The sequence below is a fragment of the Acinetobacter sp. YH16042 genome, from assembly GCF_013417245.1.
In the GTDB taxonomy this organism is placed as follows: domain Bacteria; phylum Pseudomonadota; class Gammaproteobacteria; order Pseudomonadales; family Moraxellaceae; genus Acinetobacter; species Acinetobacter amyesii.
Genome location: NZ_VPEJ01000017.1, coordinates 19,856 through 36,418 on the forward strand (window position 1 = coordinate 19,856; position 16,563 = coordinate 36,418).

The window sequence follows — 16,563 nt, forward strand, 5'->3', positions numbered from 1 at the left end:
AAAAAAATAAAATATGCAAAATCAAATTAATGCACTGAAAAATGTGCTGATTCAGGCGTTTTTCAAACTCTATGAGCAGCACCAGGACGACCATATTTACGCATGTACGTTGGTCTTCAATTCCTATTTATCCATGGATTATATCGCTGTCTCTACGCAGCGTAGTATTTTTGCCGAAGATGAAGATTCTGCTCAATATCTTGCAGCGCATGATCGATGGAATGTGTCGAAATGGCGCTATCGTAGCCTACCGTCTTTAAGTCAAGACTTGTCGCAGTTCAAAATGACATCGGTAAATGAAGTGGGTCTTTTAGACCTTGATCCTTCTTCAATCGAAAGCACGATAAAATTTGAATCGGCTAACCATCTTTCAATCTTGCTCAATGCCGTACAACAAACAAAAGTCGACTTGGTTCAGTCCTACGGCATAGAACTGGACAATATTCTGTTTTTTATCACGGTCCAGACACAGCCCGAAATAGAAATTTATTCAGCTCAGGTTTTAAATACTCCAAGCACACAACTTGACGATTTTCTCAAATCCAAACAACCACTCAAGCTCGACAGCTTACCCAAGCGTATGAAGCTGTCTCAGTATGATAAAGACCTGCTGATTGATTTGGCTCAAATCGTTGAAATACAACCTTATAACTATTTACATGTAGCCAATGAAGTCTATCTTTTAAGCTTAGAAAAAAGCTATGCAACCACGAATCCTTATATTCAAAAGCTTATTGACAGTATCGTGGCCATGACATCGGAACCGAAAGGCACATTTGCGATGGAAAAAGAAGAAATTTTGCAGCGAATTAACCAGTTCTATTTTAATGCCAAGAGTTCAGATGAAACCTTGTCACAAGATGCAATCTATAAATTTACAGACTTAACACCCGACAAAGCTAGCGTTTAACCGCAGAATCAAGGAAAATAGAGCACTTTTAGCACTCTTACCATCAGCGAACTGTTTTTTCGCCTTGATCTGGACCTTGTATGAAGTTTGAAAAATTGGCGCAATCGGGCCGTGCTCGTCGCGGCCGTTTAACCCTTGAACATGGTGTTGTTGAAACACCTATGTTCATGCCTGTCGGTACTTACGGTACTGTAAAAGGCATGCTCCCACGCGACATTAAAGAAATTAAATCCCAAGTTATTTTGGGCAATACCTTCCATTTATATCTACGTCCAGGCCTAGATGTTATTCGTGAACATGGTGGCTTACACCAATTCATGAAATGGAATAATCCGATTTTGACAGATTCAGGTGGTTTCCAAGTCTTCAGCCTTGGCGCTATGCGCAAAATTAAAGAAGAGGGCGTGACTTTCCGCTCTCCGATTGATGGCTCTAAAGTCTTTTTATCTCCTGAAATTTCGATGGATATTCAGCACACGCTGAATTCAGACATCGTGATGATTTTTGATGAATGTACGCCTTATCCTGCGACACATGAAGAAGCGCAAAAATCATTGCAGCTTTCATTGCGTTGGGCGAAACGTTGTAAGACTCAACATCATGACGTGCTGAAAAACCGTAATGCACTATTTGGTATTATCCAAGGCGGCATGTATGAAGATTTACGTGATGAATCTTTAAATGGTCTGAAAGAAATTGATTTTGATGGTTATGCCATTGGCGGCTTGTCTGTTGGCGAACCTAAAGAAGAAATGATCAAAGTATTGGATTATCTTCCAGAGAAAATGCCTGCGGATAAACCACGTTACTTGATGGGTGTCGGTAAACCAGAAGATATCGTAGAAGCGGTTCGTCGCGGTGTCGATATGTTTGACTGTGTGATGCCAACTCGAAATGCACGTAATGGTCATTATTTTGTGACCGACGGTTTAGTGCGTATTCGCAATGCCAAATATCGTCATGATCAAAGTCCGCTTGACCCACATTGCGACTGTTATACATGTACAAACTTCACCAAATCTTATCTCTTCCATCTTGAGAAATGCGGCGAAATGCTCGGTTCGATGCTCGGTACTATTCATAACTTACGTTATTACCTACGTCTGACCGAAGCGATGCGTGATGCTCTTGACCATGGCACTTTTGATGAGTTTGTTGAAGACTTTTATCGTCGTCGCGGCATGGAAGTGCCACCTTGTCCTCAAGATTAATTCTTTCAGCATTTGCGCTGAAGAAAAAGACAAGGTAAATTGCTGAACAAGTCCAATTTATTTATCAAAGTATTGATAACCAGTTTTTTTAGTTTAGGAAAATGAAATGAGCCTTTTTATTTCTACTGCTCACGCGGCAGGTGAAGCTGCACAGCAACCAAGCATGATGGCAAACCTGTTGATGATTGCGGTATTTGTCGCAATCTTCTACTTCTTGATCTGGCGCCCTCAATCAAAACGTGCAAAAGAACATCGTGCACTAATTGAAAGCCTAGGTGTTGGTAGTGAAGTTGTTTTTGCGGGCGGTTTAATGGGTAAAATCACAAAAATCGAAGGTGATTTTGCAGTTGTTGAACTGAACCGTGGCGTAGAAGTAAAAGTACAACGCGCAAGTGTGATTTCAGTTCTGCCTGAAGGCACTCTAAATAACCTTTAATCAAAAAATAAGTCGTGCACCCGCACGGCTTTTTTCATTTTAAGAAGAAAACGAATGCGTTACCCAGCATGGAAATATCTACTGATTCTAGTGGTACTAGTCATCAGTACATTATATGCCCTGCCAAGTTTGTATCCTGATGAACCTGCTGTTCAAATTTCAGGTGCCAAAGCCGGTACCCAGATTGATCAAAGCATCGTACAAAAAGCAGAGCAGATTTTAAAATCTGAAAATATTGCCAGCCATGACAATAGCTTCACCAATAATGCCGCTTTATTACGTGTTGATTCGAGCGAACAACAATTAAAAGCGAAAGAAGCACTGCGTCGTGGGCTCGGTGAAAATTATGTCGTCGCACTGAACCTTGCGCCTACTACCCCAGAATGGCTACAAAAAATTGGTGCTAAACCAATGAAGCTGGGTCTGGATTTACGTGGTGGTGTACATTTCCTACTCGAAGTGGATATGGATAAAGCCATTTCACAACGTATGGAAACGTCTGCGGCTGACTTACGTCGCCAACTTCGTGACAATAAATTAAAATTCAATAGCTTATCTTTGAACAACAACACCATTACGATGCAATTTGCAAATAATGATGACCGTTCTGCAGCTATAGATTTCCTTCGTCGTAACGGCAATGAATATACTCAACAAGCGGTTGCAACAACTGAAGGTTCGACTCTTCGTCTAAGCTACACAGATACACGTAAACAAGAAATTCAGTCTTATGCTGTTAACCAAAACTTAACGACTTTACGTAACCGTATTAACGAGTTAGGTGTAGCGGAAGCATTGGTGCAAACCCAAGGTAGCAACCGTATTGTGGTTGAATTACCGGGTGTGCAAGATACTGCTGAAGCAAAACGTGTACTTGGTCGTACTGCAAACCTTGAGTTCCGCTTAGTTTCTGATTTAAACGATCAATATATCGATCCTTACACAGGTCAAGCAAAAGGCTCATTACCGCCAGGTACAGAAGCATTTGCTTATGAATCTTTGGACAGCGGTCGTCAATTATTGCTTAACCGTAACCGTATCTTAACAGGTGAACGTGTACAAAATGCGTCATCAGGTTTTAGCCAAGATACAGGTGGTGCTGAAGTAAATATTACTTTGGATACTGCGGGCGGTAAGTTGATGTCTGAAGCCACTCGTAATGCTGTAGGCAAACGAATGGCTGTTCTGTTCATCGAGAACAAACAAAAAATTAGTTATGTTGCAGATCCTACAACAGGCACACAAACTGAAGTTCGTACACCTTATACCGAATCTGTGGTCATCAATGCGGCAACGATTCAAGCCGTATTGGGTTCTCAGTTCCGTATTACTGGTCTGGATTCACCTCAAGAAGCGTCTGAACTTGCATTGATGCTACGTGCAGGTGCATTGGCAGCGCCAATGTACTTCGTGGAAGAACGTGTGATTGGTCCGAGTCTCGGTCAAGAAAACATCGACAAAGGCGTATTATCAACTCAAATCGGTTTCTTATTGGTTGCTATTTGGATGGTGGTCTTCTTCCGTGTGTTCGGTTTGATTGCCAACTTTGCTCTCGTGGTTAACCTTGCCATGATCTTAACTATCATGTCTTGGATTGGCGCATCCCTCACCCTGCCGGGTATTGCAGGTATCGTAATTACCATTGGTATGGCGGTCGATGCCAACGTACTGATCTGTGAGCGGATACGAGAGGAAATTAAATGGGGTGCCTCACCGAAACAGGCGATTGTTGCGGGTTATGATCGTGCGTATAACACCATCTTTGACTCCAACTTAACCACATTCTTGGTGGCTTTCATTCTGTTCGCAATTGGTACAGGCCCAATTAAAGGCTTCGCGGTTACCCTAATGATTGGTATTGTGTGCTCAATGTTCACAGCAATTACTGTGACACGTGCAATCGTACAAATCATTTATGGTAAAAAACGTAACCTGAAGAAGTTGAGCATTTAGGAGATCTAAGATGACTGAAAATACTCAACCGAAACAATACGGCCGTCCTGACAACGAGCGCATTATTCCGTTTATGAAGATTGCCAAACCGGCAGCCTTGATATCGATTATTTTAACGCTCGCAAGTATCTTTTTTATTTGCACCAAAGGTCTAAACCTCGGTTTGGACTTTACTGGCGGTGTGGCAGCAGAGTTGAACTATAGTCAACCAGTAAAATCTACCGATGTGAGCTCAGCGCTGACAAAAGCTGGTTTTAAAGACCCTGTGGTACAAACCTTAGGATCTGACCGCGACCTGATGGTTCGTATGCCAGTTCAAAAAGACATTGAAGCTGAAGACTTAACCAAAGCCATTACGACTGCTGCTCAATTGCCAGGCAATAAAGCAGAAGTGCATAAAGTCGATGTGGTCGGTGGTCAAGTCGGTAATGAACTTTACGTGCGTTCTGCGGGTGCTGTAGGTCTTGCCCTACTGCTCATGCTGGTTTATGTCACTATTCGCTTTGAGTTCAAACTTGCGATGGGTGCTGTACTGTCTTTATTCCACGATATCGTGGTGACCATTGGTATCTTTGCCATGATGCAGTGGCCGTTTGACTTAACAGTTTTGGCTGCGCTACTCGCGATTATTGGTTTCTCGCTCAACGATAACATCGTTGTATCTGACCGTATTCGTGAAAACTTCCGTAAGATTCGCGGTGCTGAACCTCTTGAAGTTGTCAACAGTGCTTTGACTGAAACACTTCGCCGTACCATTCATACCTCAATGACACTATTACTGGTTGTTGTGGCGATGATGGTACTGGGCGGTGATGGTCTGAAATGGTTCTCTGTTGCAATGTTTATTGGTGTATTTGTGGGTACATATTCATCAATCTACATTGGTACAGCCTTCGCGTTATGGCGTGGCCTGAACCGTCAAGACTTCATTGTACAAGTGAAGCCTGAATTTGAAGAAGAAGAGATTCCTTAAGCTTTTCAACTTATAGTTCAGATCAAAACCCATCTTCGGATGGGTTTTTTATGCGACTACGTTAAATAAATGAGCTAGGTAAGATCGCAATAATAGGATGTAATTTTTCAATATCGGATTGCAGGAATTCCACCTGTCGTTTTTGATCTAGACTTGCAAATTGCCACGTATCATCTGTTTGCTGTATCACGTTTAAAATTAAATTTAAGCCATTTCGCAAATATACACAGGCTAGATCCGATCTCTCTACCCCTCGCCGTTCATCACAGACCACAAGCCAACCCTCTTGTAATACAGGTGCATAATACGACGCTGTGATGCGAATGAAATACAGGTCTTGAGTGTTTTTAAATAATGCTGAATATAGAGATGAATCATTTGAAATCGGTTTTAACGAAAATGCCTGTGTCTCAATCACCTGCATTTCAAAAAGGACCAAGCTTGCTTGTTTCTTAGTGCGCTTATCTTGCTCTATAAACTGAACTTCATCATCCAAACTTCCCTTTATGAGTCCCAATTGTGACTCTAACTCACGTGCAAATTTCTCTCCAATCTGCCGATGACTATTTAATAATTGGGAAATTAAAGGAACTGATAAGCCAAAATGTTCACACACGGCTTTACCATTTTTAAAAGGGCCAATTGACACCCAATGGTCAATCGCTCGTGTTAAATTCTGTCGACGCTTTTCAAAAAGCTCTGAAGGCAGCATAAGCACTCAATTTTATAATTTCTCTCCCTCAATATAATAAAAAACCCGCACACAGCGGGTTTTTTATACAGCTTTATTTTTAGCTACCTTGCACCAATCGACGGGCGCTAATAATGCCAGGTTGTTGCTCTAGACGTGCCAACAGTTTCGACAACTGCGCCAATCCCTTCACTTCAATCAATAACTTCATATTGGCAATACCATCACTTTCGGAAATCGTATTCACCTGACGAATGTTGATTTGGTCTGAGAAAATCACTTGAGTCAAATCTTTAAGCAAACCACGACGGTCATAAGCTTCCACCACGATTTGCACACTTTGACCACGGGTTGGCTGCATTTCCCAATCCGCTTCAACCGCACGTTCAGGCTCTTGTCCAATCATACGGATATAATCCGGACATGCGACCTTATGGATACTCACGCCACGATTCAGCGTGATATAACCGGCAATCGATTCACCATGCACAGGCTGACAACATTGAGCAATGTGTAGTTCTACATTGTCCAAACCATCAATCAAAATACCATGCGCCGAAAGCGTATGACTCGCACGTGGGTTCAAGGTCGGTTTTAACACCAGTTCAGGCTCATCCTGATCGAGGTGCATATGACGGTTAACTTGATTGATTAAGGCATGTAAGCTAATGTCACCACTCACCAAGCCAATCAAGATATCTTCACCCAATTTCACATTAAAATGATTGCAGTAATCATTCAAATCGATACTTTTCGGGTGAATCGCCAAACGTGACAATTCTTTATTCAGAATCTCACGTCCCACTTCCAAGTTTTTACTACGGTCTTGCTGACGGAACCAATGACGCAACTTGTCACGTGCTCGAGCCGTCTTGATATAACCCAGCGAGTTCACCAACCAATCTCGGTTAGGCTCACGATCTTTCTTGGTTAAAATCTCGACCTGTTCCCCAGTTTTTAGGGTATAGGTTAAAGGTACATAACGTTGGTTCACCCGTGCTGCATAGCACTTGTTGCCCACTTCAGTATGCACATGATAGGCAAAGTCAAGCACGGTCGAACCACGTGGTAATTCTTTGATATCACCGTCACGACTGAACACATAGATTTTCTCAAAATCTTCAAACTCTTGGATTTGTTCGAAGTTTTCAGAATCTTCATCTTCTTTATGGGCGCTAGCATCATTTCGTTCTTGATAATGTTCAAGCACTGCACGCAAAGAATGTAAGCGATGATTAAATGAATAATCTGTGGTTTTAGAGCCTTCTTTATAGTTAAAGTGCGAACACACCCCGAGTTCAGCTTCTTCGTGCATATTGTGCGTACGAATTTGCACTTCTAAAGATTTGTTCTCTGCAATCACGGCCGTATGCAGTGAGCGATAACCATTGGCTTTCGGGTTAGTAATATAATCATCGAACTGATGCGGAATATGACGCCAAATCTGATGAACGATCCCCAGTGTGTGATAACACTCAGGTACATTATCCACCAGAACACGAACCGCTCGAATGTCATAAAGCTGATCAAAGCTCAGGTTCTTACTCTTCATTTTTCGATAAATCGAATAAATGTGTTTCACCCGTCCATTAATCTCGGCCTCAATGCCATGATCTAACAGTTCTTTACGCAACTTTTCTGTCACGAACTGAATATATTGTTCACGCTCTAAACGTTTTTCATTCAGTAAAGAGGCAATTTCTTTATAGCGTTCAGGTGCAAGATAACGGAAAGCAAGATCTTCTAGCTCCCACTTGAGCTGTGCAATCCCTAAACGGTGCGCGAGCGGCGAGTAAATGGTTAAAATTTCTCGTGCGACACGCTCTTGACGCTCTTTGGTTGAGTGCGCCAACTCACGTAATGCATAGGTACGTTCAGAAAGTTTGATTAATACAACACGAACATCTTCGGTCACCGAAATCAGCATTTTATAAATGCCGGTCAAATGTTCACGTTGGTTATTATTAAAATGATCTTCTAGACGTTTATTTTGCTCAATCAGGTCAGACAACTTACCCATAGCAAGCGTGCCTTTCACCAAAGCATGCACTTGATCGCCAAATTTGCTTTGGACTTCTTCTAAACTGGTTACGCCTTCACGAACACTTCGATACAGCATAGCTGCTGATAACGTATCTTCATCCGCATACAGATGAGCAAGAATATCCGCCATTTCAATACCCGTATAGAAGGTATTTGAGCGATGGTTGACCGTTGTTTCAAGTTCATTCTGTAAGGTCAGATGTGCAACTTCTTCGAGTTGCTTTAGAGGAGCCCCGTCAAACATGCCACTCACACGCTCTAGCCATTCAGCTAAATCATGCTGTGCTTGCTCGGCATGTTCTACAGTCGTTTCCTGAGACAGCTCATTGAGACGTCCAGGTAATTGTTCACGTACTGTGACCATACCCTACTCCTAGTTTTCTACGCTTCATAACTTTTGATCGTTTATCTGATTTTCTTTTTCGAACAAAGCAATCGATTCGACATGCCCTGTATGGGTAAACATGTCCATGACACCCGCTTTTTTCAAACGGTAGCCTTGTTGTACCAGCATTCCAGCATCGCGTGCTAGTGTTGCAGGATTACATGACACATAAACGATTCTTTTTGCACCAAATTTGGGCACATAACGCATTATTTCTTCTGCACCAGAACGTGGTGGGTCTATCAATAATGCATCAAATCCTTGTTTTGCCCAAGAATGATGCGAAAAATCTTTTGTTAAATCTTGTGAATAAAATTTCAGTTGCGAAAGGCCATTGTTTTGTGCATTTTCTGCACCACGCTGAACCATTTCTTCACTCCCTTCAACTGCAACGACTTGACCCGTTGAACCCACACATTGAGCAAGTGGTAAAGAAAAGTTTCCTAAGCCACAAAACAGATCTAGAACTCGCTCACCCTGTTGTAACTGAAGCAATTCACATGCCAGTTTCACCATTTGCGGATTAATCGTGGAATTCACTTGCGTGAAGTCTTGAGGATTAAAGCCAAATTCCACAGCAAAGTCACTTAGACCATAGTGCAGACGCATCGGTGCATCGGGATGATCCACACGATGTAAGCTGTCCGGTCCCTCAGGTTGTAAGTACAGTTGCCACTCTTTATGTAACGCAAATTTTACTAATTGGTTGACATCTTCCGCGCAAAGTTCCGCCGTATGACGAATCAGGAGAGCAATTTCTTGATCTCCCATGGCCAGTTCCATATGCCCAATATCTGCTTTACCTTGCAAACTTTGTAACAATTGTTTGAGTGTGGTGATTGAGCCAAACTCACGATCCAACACCATACAACGGTCAATCGAAGTCAGCTTATTTGACTGGCTTTCACGAAAGCCAACCACAAGCTTATCTTTTGCAGGTAGGTAACGCACACCAATACGTGCTTTGCGACGGTAGTCTTCACGCAATGAACGTAAAGGAGCTAACCATTGATCAGGTTGTATCCCAGCAAAATGTTGCAAATGTGATTGTAAAACATCTTGTTTTAAACGAATTTGCTCGTCGGGATGAATATGCTGCATGCTACACCCACCACAAACCCCATAATGTGGGCAGGCCGGTTTAACCCGTAGAGCAGACTCTTCACTCAGTAATTCCAGACTGTCTGCTTCTTCGAGACGCTTAACGACATTAGTAATACGCGCACGCACCGTTTCACCCGGCAAGGCATAACGGATAAAGACTTTCTTACCGTGTTTTTCTGCAGGATGATCTGGATGCGTCCCAAAGTGCGCTATGCCTCGCCCCTCATGTGAAAGCGATTCAACCTGAAATGTATAAATGGGTTGTTGGGCTTTTTGGGGTTTGGCTTTGTGTTTCATGCGTACCTAATGTGTGGAAGATGGGAAATCAGATTGGGTGAATTCGGTACGTTGCGAGGTTTGCTGCCATACCAATAAAAAGTCAGCGTGTTGCGGCTGAGTTTGTAAATATTGAATCGTGCTTTGAATCAGGTGCTGATGATCATTTAACAATAACTGCCCTTTCAGCAACAGCCAGCGTAAATAAATCAACCATGTATTGAGCACATCACCTTCACAGTAGCTGGTCAGTTCCATCCACTGTTGTTCACGCACATATTCAGGCACATGGTAGCCACCATCACCACGTTTACCGGGGAAACCAAGTAAATGTGCTGCATCGTCGAGCTTTTGAAAATGACGACCATGGAACATGGCCATGACATCCATCAAATCTACATGACGATGATGATAACGATTCTGGTAGTTATTATAGCGCTTTTGCGTATCAATCTCGCCCTGATCGAACAAACTTGGTGCAGATAGTCCGTGATACATGGCACGGAACAAAATCACAGGCAAATCAAACTGTGAACCGTTCCAACTGACCAAGGTCGGATGACGCTTTTCAAAAATAGAAACGAATTTTTTTAAAATTTCAGCTTCGCTATTGTCTTCACGGCTAAATGAAAACAACTTCATGCCCTTTTCATCAATCCATAGTCCAGAGATACAGACAATTTCATGCAAGGCCAAACGCTGAAAATCCGTGCCCGCCTCTTGGCGACGCAGTTTAGTCAGCGCTGCATCTAAATCCACCTCAGGCAGATCCAGTCCATACAAATGCGCACCTGACTTCAAATCTGTCAGTGTTTCGATATCAAAAATTAAAACAGGTAAACGCATAAGTACTCACCAGTGCCGATCGGCCACTGTAATTATTCAGGATCAATAACAGAGAATAGACCAGTCGACAAGTAGCGGTCACCACGGTCACATACGATGCAAACAATCACGGCATCCGGATTTTCTTCAGCCAATTTAACTGAAGCCCATACCGCACCACCCGATGAGGTACCTGCACTGATACCTTCTGTACGTGCTAAACGACGAGCTGTTTTTTCCGCTTCAATTTGCGGAATATCCATAATACGGTCAACGCGTGAAGGATCAAAAATCGTAGGAAGATATTCTTGTGGCCAACGGCGAATACCAGCAATGTTTGAGCCTTCAGACGGTTGTAAACCAACAATTTGAATATCCGGATTTTGTTCTTTTAAATATTTCGAAATCCCCATAATGGTCCCGGTGGTTCCCATTGAGCTGACGAAATGTGTAATTTTACCGCCTGTTTGTTTCCAAATTTCAGGCCCAGTAGTAAGGTAATGTGCTTCCACATTGTCCGGGTTACCAAACTGGTTTAGGACTAAACCTTTGCCGTCTTTTTCCATTTGAAGGGCAATATCACGTGCTTCTTCCATGTTTTCTGATTCGATCAGTTCGGCACCGTAGGCACGCATGGCATCTTTACGCTCTTGGCTAGAACTTGCAGGCATGATCAAAGTCATTTTATAGCCACGCATTGCAGCAACCATGGCTAAAGCAATCCCTGTATTTCCGCTCGTCGCTTCAATCAACGTATCACCCGGTTTAATCTGACCACGCTTTTCCGCTTGCATAATCATGTTATATGCAGGGCGATCTTTGACCGAACCCGCTGGGTTATTGCCTTCTAACTTGGCTAATACTGTTGCTTGAGTATGACTTGCCAGACGTTGTAAACGCACTAACGGCGTGTTGCCGACGTAATGGTCTAATAAAAAATCGTCTGCTTGAAAATCAGGGGTTGTATTACTCATTATTCACACCTATATCGAGGTGCGCCTATTGTATGAAAAAATGCCTTTGCCTGCACCCATTTGCCTCGCTTTTTCGCGAAAGTGATTAAAGCACAATCAGTTTTAAATAATCCATGCTAATATTCGGGGCATAAGGAATAAACTGCTTAAACCATGTCAAATATCAACAAAAAGCTTTTTAAACGCCTACACTTAAATCATGCCTATGGTCAGTTGATTGCACTTATTTTCGTGCCGATCACCATTTTGGCTTGTGTCGGTGCGATGTTGGTAATAACAGAAACCTCCAATGCAGCCAAAGCACAACAAAAACAGATGGCTGTCGCGATCCTGACGCGCTATCAACCCACGTCAGAATCTGCCATAGAGTTGCTCAACCATTATCCGTGGCAATTTGATCAAGCTCGTAATGCCATGCAAAGCATGTTGAACGAAAAACATTTGATTCGTGCTGCGATTATAGATTTCAAAGGCAACAACCGCCTGAGCATTGGCTTTCAAGATCAAGATATTTGGCCTGCTTTTGACAGTAAAGCATCTTTTATTGGACCAATTCCACATCAGGGTAACCATGTTTATGCCCTGAAAATTTCAGATTCAACCCAGACGCCGGCATGGTTAAGCATTGAACTGGATAATCAACCGCTGCAAATTGCCCGCTATCGCGTGTTAATCGTGTTGATTGCAACGGGTTTATTGACGCTCTTATTACTTTTGCTGTGTTTGAATTTTTATTCACGTCGTTGGATCGCACCAATGTACGAAATTCGCATGCAATTACAACGTTTAAATGCCGACACTCTAGATCAGCACATGATCATTAACAGTACTGGAGAACTCCGGTTATTACAGCGTGATATAGCCAATGTGGTTAAACGCTTACATTTCAGTTTCTTAGAGCTACGTGAACATACCGAACAAACGGAAGATGACTTAAGACGCACCCTCGATACCTTAGAAGTGCAAAACATCACCTACCGTCAAGCACGTGACCAAGCAATTCAAGCCAACCAATCAAAATCGGTGTTTTTGGCCAATATTTCTCATGAACTGCGCACACCGCTGAACAGTATTGATGGCTTTATTCATCTTTTACTGCGCCAAGGCAACCTCAGTAATGAACAAAATTTATATCTACAAACGATTCGTAAATCTTCTGCGCATTTATTGGCTTTAATTAATGACGTGCTTGATTTCTCCAAAATCGATGCAGGCAAACTAGAACTCGAAACTGCGCAATTCGACTTAGAAGAAGCCGTCTTTGATGTGATGGATATGTTGTCGCCATTGGCAGCACAAAAACACATCGATATGACCTTCTACTATGCGGACAATGTGCCGAAATTTGTGGTTGGTGATGCCCTGCGCTTCAAGCAAATTTTGACCAACTTAATTTCAAATGCGATTAAATTCACTCCAGATGGTGAAATTATTGTCCGTGTCCGTATGGAGCACGATGACATCGGTCAATGCCTGCTGCACTTTAGTGTCCAAGACAGTGGAATTGGCTTAAGCGGTACCGACCGCAAAAAACTGTTTGAATCCTTTTCTCAAGGTGATGCATCTGTGACCCGTCAATTTGGCGGTACAGGTTTAGGTCTTGCCATCTCCAAACAATTGGTCAGCCTGATGCATGGACAAATTGGCTTTGAAGATAACCAAGAGCGTGCCCCAACGGAAAAAGGTTCAACCTTCTGGTTTACTGCGCGCTTTGTGGTGGATGATGAAATTGAAATTGTGCATCCACAATTTAGCAATCTACAAGTTGTTTCCTACTTGGCGCACCCAGCAACTGCCAATGTCCTACGTCATTATTTAGAAAATTATGATGTTGAACATATTGAAACGCAGTCAATCCTAGATTTATTTAGCCGACTCAATCAGTTGCAAACCAACGAAAATACCTGGTTGATCGTCGATCACAGTGGTGACTCCGAAGCCTTACTGAAAGAAATTCGTCATCGTTATAGCGGTAACTTAGCGGTTTATGGCTACCAAATGATGCTCGATCCAAACATGTTGAACGAGTACCGTGCTCGTCCATTGCATCAACCACTCAGCCGTACAGCGCTGATTCAGTTGTTGAGTAATGAGCCGTGGTTTGATCAGGAGCAACATGAAGAATTTAATGGTCAAGGCCTGCATATTTTGGCAGTCGACGACCATTTACCGAATCTGATTGTACTTGAAGCCCTGCTCTCTGAGTTGAATGTGAAAACCACCAAGGCTTTGAGTGGACAAGAAGCCATAGAAATCATTCAAGCTCGCCAAGAGCAAGGTTTGGCGGCTTTTGACCTCATCTTTATGGATATTCAAATGCCAGTGATGTCAGGTGTCGATACCACGCGTGCCATTCGTTCACTTGAGTCGACCTTTGAAAATCATAAGCGCCTTCCAATTATTGCATTGACGGCACATGCGCTCTCGGATGAAAAACAAAAGCTCCTGCAAAGTGGTATGGATGACTATGTCACCAAGCCCATTCAAATGGATCAAATTATTCAAATCTTGACCCAATGGACTACCGATAACTTTAAGAAAGTACCGGTTTTAGAGCGCAGTTCAGTGATTGAAGCCCTAGAGCCGAGTATTTTAGATTGGCAACAAAGCTTGCAGTTGGCCGCGAATAAAGAAGACCTTGCGGTCGATTTACTGAAAATGCTCGTCGATAGCTTTGAACAAGAAATCCATGAAATGGCACAGCTCATCGAAGATGAAGATTTTCCACAATTAGAGCATGTGCTACATCGGCTTTATGGCGCAACCCGCTATGTGGGCGCTCCGACCCTCCAAGAGGTTTCAGGTCAATTTGAGCAATTTGTATCGACCTTACGTAAGGAACGCCGTAAAGCAGATGAAGCTTTTGTTCAAGAAACCCTGAACCGTTTTGATGAGTTAAAAAATGTCATGAGGCAAGTTGAACACGCGGCTCAACAAATCTTAGCCAAACAAAATAATTAAGCGCAGTCCGACTAAAGTCAGTGCCGTCCAGCTTCTGTTGTGACTGCACTGTCATGTATCCTGTCAGGGTGCATGCTATGCTCGGGCGCAGAAACAACAAGAGTAATTACCATGGCTTTATTACGTGTAGAAAAAAATAATGGCATTGCAACGGTTTACTTAAACCGTCCAGAAAAACGTAATGCAATGAGCTTTGCATTGCTCAAAGAATTGGTTAGCACCGCTGAAAAATTAAAAAAAGATCGTAGCTTACGCTGTGTCATTTTAACCGGTGAAGCCAATGTATTTAGTGCTGGCATTGATTTGGCTGACCTCAATGATCCGAAAAATCGTGCCTATGCCGCGTGGGAACTGTTAAAGCCCGGTCAAAGTTTATTTCAAAAAGCCTTTTTGATTTGGCAACAACTTCCTGTGCCGGTGATTGCCGCACTTGAAGGCTTTTGTTTTGGTGCAGGCATGCAACTTGCCTTGGCTGCCGATATCCGTATTGCCCACCCGAAAACGCAAATGTCGATTATGGAAAGTCGTTGGGGCTTAGTCCCTGATATGGGTTTAACCCGCTCGCTCAAAGGTGTGATTGGACTGGATTTAGCCAAGGAATTAACCCTTACAGCACGTATTTTTGACGCAGAATATGCCAAGGATATTGGTTTAGTAACACATTTAAATGAACAGCCTTTGCTTCAGGCGCAGCAATTAGCCGAAGAATTATCACAACGCTCACCAGATGCCTTGGCAGCGGCAAAACAAGTACTAGATGCCATGGAACATAGTCCAAAACGATCTTTACGCTTAGAAAAAATCTGGCAATTTAAATTACTGCTCGGCAAAAACAGCCAATTGGCACGTAAAAAAGACAAGAACCCAGAGGTTCAGTTTTTACCACGCCAATATAAGTAAAATAGTCACACAGGATAGATTGAGTACAGCACATGGCGTTTGATCGTAATACAAAAATTGCATTTCTAGGTATGGGGCTGATGGGTAGCCGCATGGCCACGCGCCTCATTCAGGCAGGATTTGAAGTTGCGGTGTGGAACAGAACTGCCGCTGCGTGTGATGAGTTGATTGCGATTGGCGCGACAGCGCTTCAATTGGAGAATATTGCCCATTATCCTGTGGTTTTATCTTGTCTCGCAGATGATGCTGTTGTTGCCGCGGTGTATGCAAGCATCGAAAATCATTTAGCGGCAGGACAAATTATTGTCGACTTCTCGAGTCTTTCTGTGAATCAAACTCATCAATTGGCTCATGCTGCAACGTTGAAACAAGTCACTTGGATTGACTCTCCTGTTTCGGGGGGCACAGCAGGCGCTGAGCAAGGCACTTTGGTCATCTTTGCCGGTGGTGATGCTCAAACGATTCAAGATTTGAGTCTGATTTACAATGTTTTATCACAACGTGTTACCCGCATGGGCGACTCAGGTACAGGTCAAGCCACCAAAATTTGTAATCAGCTGATCGTCGCTGCCAATAGCACGTTAATCGCAGAAGCCGTCGCATTAGCCGAGAAATCAGGTGTAGACACCACGTTATTAGCACCAGCACTTGCTGGTGGATTTGCAGACTCAAAGCCTTTTCAGATTTTAACTCCACGTATGGCAACGCATCAGTTCGAGCCCGTGCAATGGAAAGTTCAAACTTTATCTAAAGACCTGAATAATGCAGTCCAACTGGCTGCCCAGTTTGAATTAAGCATCCCTGTTGCCAGCCTTGCTTTATCGCAACTCAAAGCCCATCAGGACAATGGTTTTGCAGAAAAAGATTTAGCCACCATCATTCAACATGTCGAACATAACTAACGACTTTCACTTTAGAAGT

The 16,563-nt window shown here is 42.9% G+C and carries 13 protein-coding genes; 8 read left to right on the forward strand and 5 right to left on the reverse strand.

The window, feature by feature from the left end:
* Positions 1 to 13: 13 nt before the first annotated feature.
* The 5 genes from FTV37_RS12035 to secF all read left to right on the forward strand — a co-directional run bounded on the left by FTV37_RS12035 (position 14) and on the right by secF (position 5,483).
* Positions 14 to 910, forward strand: a complete 897-nt coding sequence (locus FTV37_RS12035; protein WP_180063962.1) for a DUF4303 domain-containing protein — start codon at positions 14 to 16, stop codon at positions 908 to 910.
* 80 nt (positions 911 to 990) lie between these two features.
* Positions 991 to 2,121, forward strand: coding sequence for a tRNA guanosine(34) transglycosylase Tgt (gene tgt / locus FTV37_RS12040; protein ID WP_078194179.1), 1,131 nt, complete (start codon positions 991 to 993; stop codon positions 2,119 to 2,121).
* Positions 2,122 to 2,227: 106 nt separating this feature from the next.
* Positions 2,228 to 2,557 carry a preprotein translocase subunit YajC gene (gene yajC / locus FTV37_RS12045; RefSeq protein ID WP_078191271.1) on the forward strand — a complete coding sequence of 110 codons (330 nt, stop codon included), beginning with the start codon at positions 2,228 to 2,230 and terminating at the stop codon, positions 2,555 to 2,557.
* A gap of 54 nt (positions 2,558 to 2,611) precedes the next feature.
* Positions 2,612 to 4,510 carry a protein translocase subunit SecD gene (gene secD / locus FTV37_RS12050; protein WP_180063963.1) on the forward strand — a complete coding sequence of 633 codons (1,899 nt, stop codon included), beginning with the start codon at positions 2,612 to 2,614 and terminating at the stop codon, positions 4,508 to 4,510.
* 10 nt (positions 4,511 to 4,520) lie between these two features.
* The gene (gene secF, locus FTV37_RS12055; RefSeq protein ID WP_180063964.1) at positions 4,521 to 5,483 is read left to right on the forward strand and encodes a protein translocase subunit SecF; all 963 of its coding nucleotides are present in this window, start codon (positions 4,521 to 4,523) and stop codon (positions 5,481 to 5,483) included.
* A gap of 61 nt (positions 5,484 to 5,544) precedes the next feature.
* On the opposite strand, the gene FTV37_RS12060 is transcribed toward secF, so the two are convergent.
* The 5 genes from FTV37_RS12060 to cysM form a co-directional block, all read right to left on the reverse strand.
* Positions 5,545 to 6,195: a hypothetical protein gene (locus FTV37_RS12060; RefSeq protein ID WP_180063965.1), complete on the reverse strand. Its 651-nt coding sequence runs from the start codon at positions 6,193 to 6,195 to the stop codon at positions 5,545 to 5,547.
* A 79-nt stretch (positions 6,196 to 6,274) separates the two neighbouring features.
* On the reverse strand, positions 6,275 to 8,581 hold the full coding sequence (locus tag FTV37_RS12065) for a bifunctional (p)ppGpp synthetase/guanosine-3',5'-bis(diphosphate) 3'-pyrophosphohydrolase (RefSeq protein ID WP_078191275.1): 2,307 nt from the start codon (positions 8,579 to 8,581) through the stop codon (positions 6,275 to 6,277).
* Between the two features lie 24 nt (positions 8,582 to 8,605).
* Positions 8,606 to 10,003: a 23S rRNA (uracil(1939)-C(5))-methyltransferase RlmD gene (gene rlmD, locus FTV37_RS12070; protein ID WP_180063966.1), complete on the reverse strand. Its 1,398-nt coding sequence runs from the start codon at positions 10,001 to 10,003 to the stop codon at positions 8,606 to 8,608.
* A 6-nt stretch (positions 10,004 to 10,009) separates the two neighbouring features.
* Positions 10,010 to 10,828, reverse strand: coding sequence for a 3'-5' exonuclease (locus FTV37_RS12075; protein ID WP_180009011.1), 819 nt, complete (start codon positions 10,826 to 10,828; stop codon positions 10,010 to 10,012).
* A gap of 32 nt (positions 10,829 to 10,860) precedes the next feature.
* Positions 10,861 to 11,781, reverse strand: coding sequence for a cysteine synthase CysM (gene cysM / locus FTV37_RS12080; RefSeq protein ID WP_180063967.1), 921 nt, complete (start codon positions 11,779 to 11,781; stop codon positions 10,861 to 10,863).
* A gap of 153 nt (positions 11,782 to 11,934) precedes the next feature.
* Between cysM and FTV37_RS12085 the strand changes: the two genes are divergently transcribed.
* The 3 genes from FTV37_RS12085 to FTV37_RS12095 all read left to right on the forward strand — a co-directional run bounded on the left by FTV37_RS12085 (position 11,935) and on the right by FTV37_RS12095 (position 16,544).
* Positions 11,935 to 14,742, forward strand: coding sequence for an ATP-binding protein (locus FTV37_RS12085; protein ID WP_180063968.1), 2,808 nt, complete (start codon positions 11,935 to 11,937; stop codon positions 14,740 to 14,742).
* A gap of 111 nt (positions 14,743 to 14,853) precedes the next feature.
* Positions 14,854 to 15,642: a crotonase/enoyl-CoA hydratase family protein gene (locus FTV37_RS12090; RefSeq protein WP_168378725.1), complete on the forward strand. Its 789-nt coding sequence runs from the start codon at positions 14,854 to 14,856 to the stop codon at positions 15,640 to 15,642.
* A 32-nt stretch (positions 15,643 to 15,674) separates the two neighbouring features.
* Positions 15,675 to 16,544, forward strand: coding sequence for an NAD(P)-dependent oxidoreductase (locus tag FTV37_RS12095; RefSeq protein WP_180039857.1), 870 nt, complete (start codon positions 15,675 to 15,677; stop codon positions 16,542 to 16,544).
* Positions 16,545 to 16,563 lie beyond the last annotated feature (19 nt).

Excerpts from the sequence above, each read along its gene's own strand:
- FTV37_RS12065 (WP_078191275.1), bottom strand. The coding sequence starts at position 8,581 with ATGGTCACAGTACGTGAACAATTACCTGGACGTCTCAATGAGCTGTCT.
- FTV37_RS12090 (WP_168378725.1), top strand. The coding sequence starts at position 14,854 with ATGGCTTTATTACGTGTAGAAAAAAATAATGGCATTGCAACGGTTTAC.
- FTV37_RS12085 (WP_180063968.1), top strand. The coding sequence starts at position 11,935 with ATGTCAAATATCAACAAAAAGCTTTTTAAACGCCTACACTTAAATCAT.
- FTV37_RS12035 (WP_180063962.1), top strand. The coding sequence starts at position 14 with ATGCAAAATCAAATTAATGCACTGAAAAATGTGCTGATTCAGGCGTTT.
- FTV37_RS12095 (WP_180039857.1), top strand. The coding sequence starts at position 15,675 with ATGGCGTTTGATCGTAATACAAAAATTGCATTTCTAGGTATGGGGCTG.
- FTV37_RS12060 (WP_180063965.1), bottom strand. The coding sequence starts at position 6,195 with ATGCTGCCTTCAGAGCTTTTTGAAAAGCGTCGACAGAATTTAACACGA.
- cysM (WP_180063967.1), bottom strand. The coding sequence starts at position 11,781 with ATGAGTAATACAACCCCTGATTTTCAAGCAGACGATTTTTTATTAGAC.
- secD (WP_180063963.1), top strand. The coding sequence starts at position 2,612 with ATGCGTTACCCAGCATGGAAATATCTACTGATTCTAGTGGTACTAGTC.
- rlmD (WP_180063966.1), bottom strand. The coding sequence starts at position 10,003 with ATGAAACACAAAGCCAAACCCCAAAAAGCCCAACAACCCATTTATACA.
- FTV37_RS12075 (WP_180009011.1), bottom strand. The coding sequence starts at position 10,828 with ATGCGTTTACCTGTTTTAATTTTTGATATCGAAACACTGACAGATTTG.
- yajC (WP_078191271.1), top strand. The coding sequence starts at position 2,228 with ATGAGCCTTTTTATTTCTACTGCTCACGCGGCAGGTGAAGCTGCACAG.
- secF (WP_180063964.1), top strand. The coding sequence starts at position 4,521 with ATGACTGAAAATACTCAACCGAAACAATACGGCCGTCCTGACAACGAG.
- tgt (WP_078194179.1), top strand. The coding sequence starts at position 991 with ATGAAGTTTGAAAAATTGGCGCAATCGGGCCGTGCTCGTCGCGGCCGT.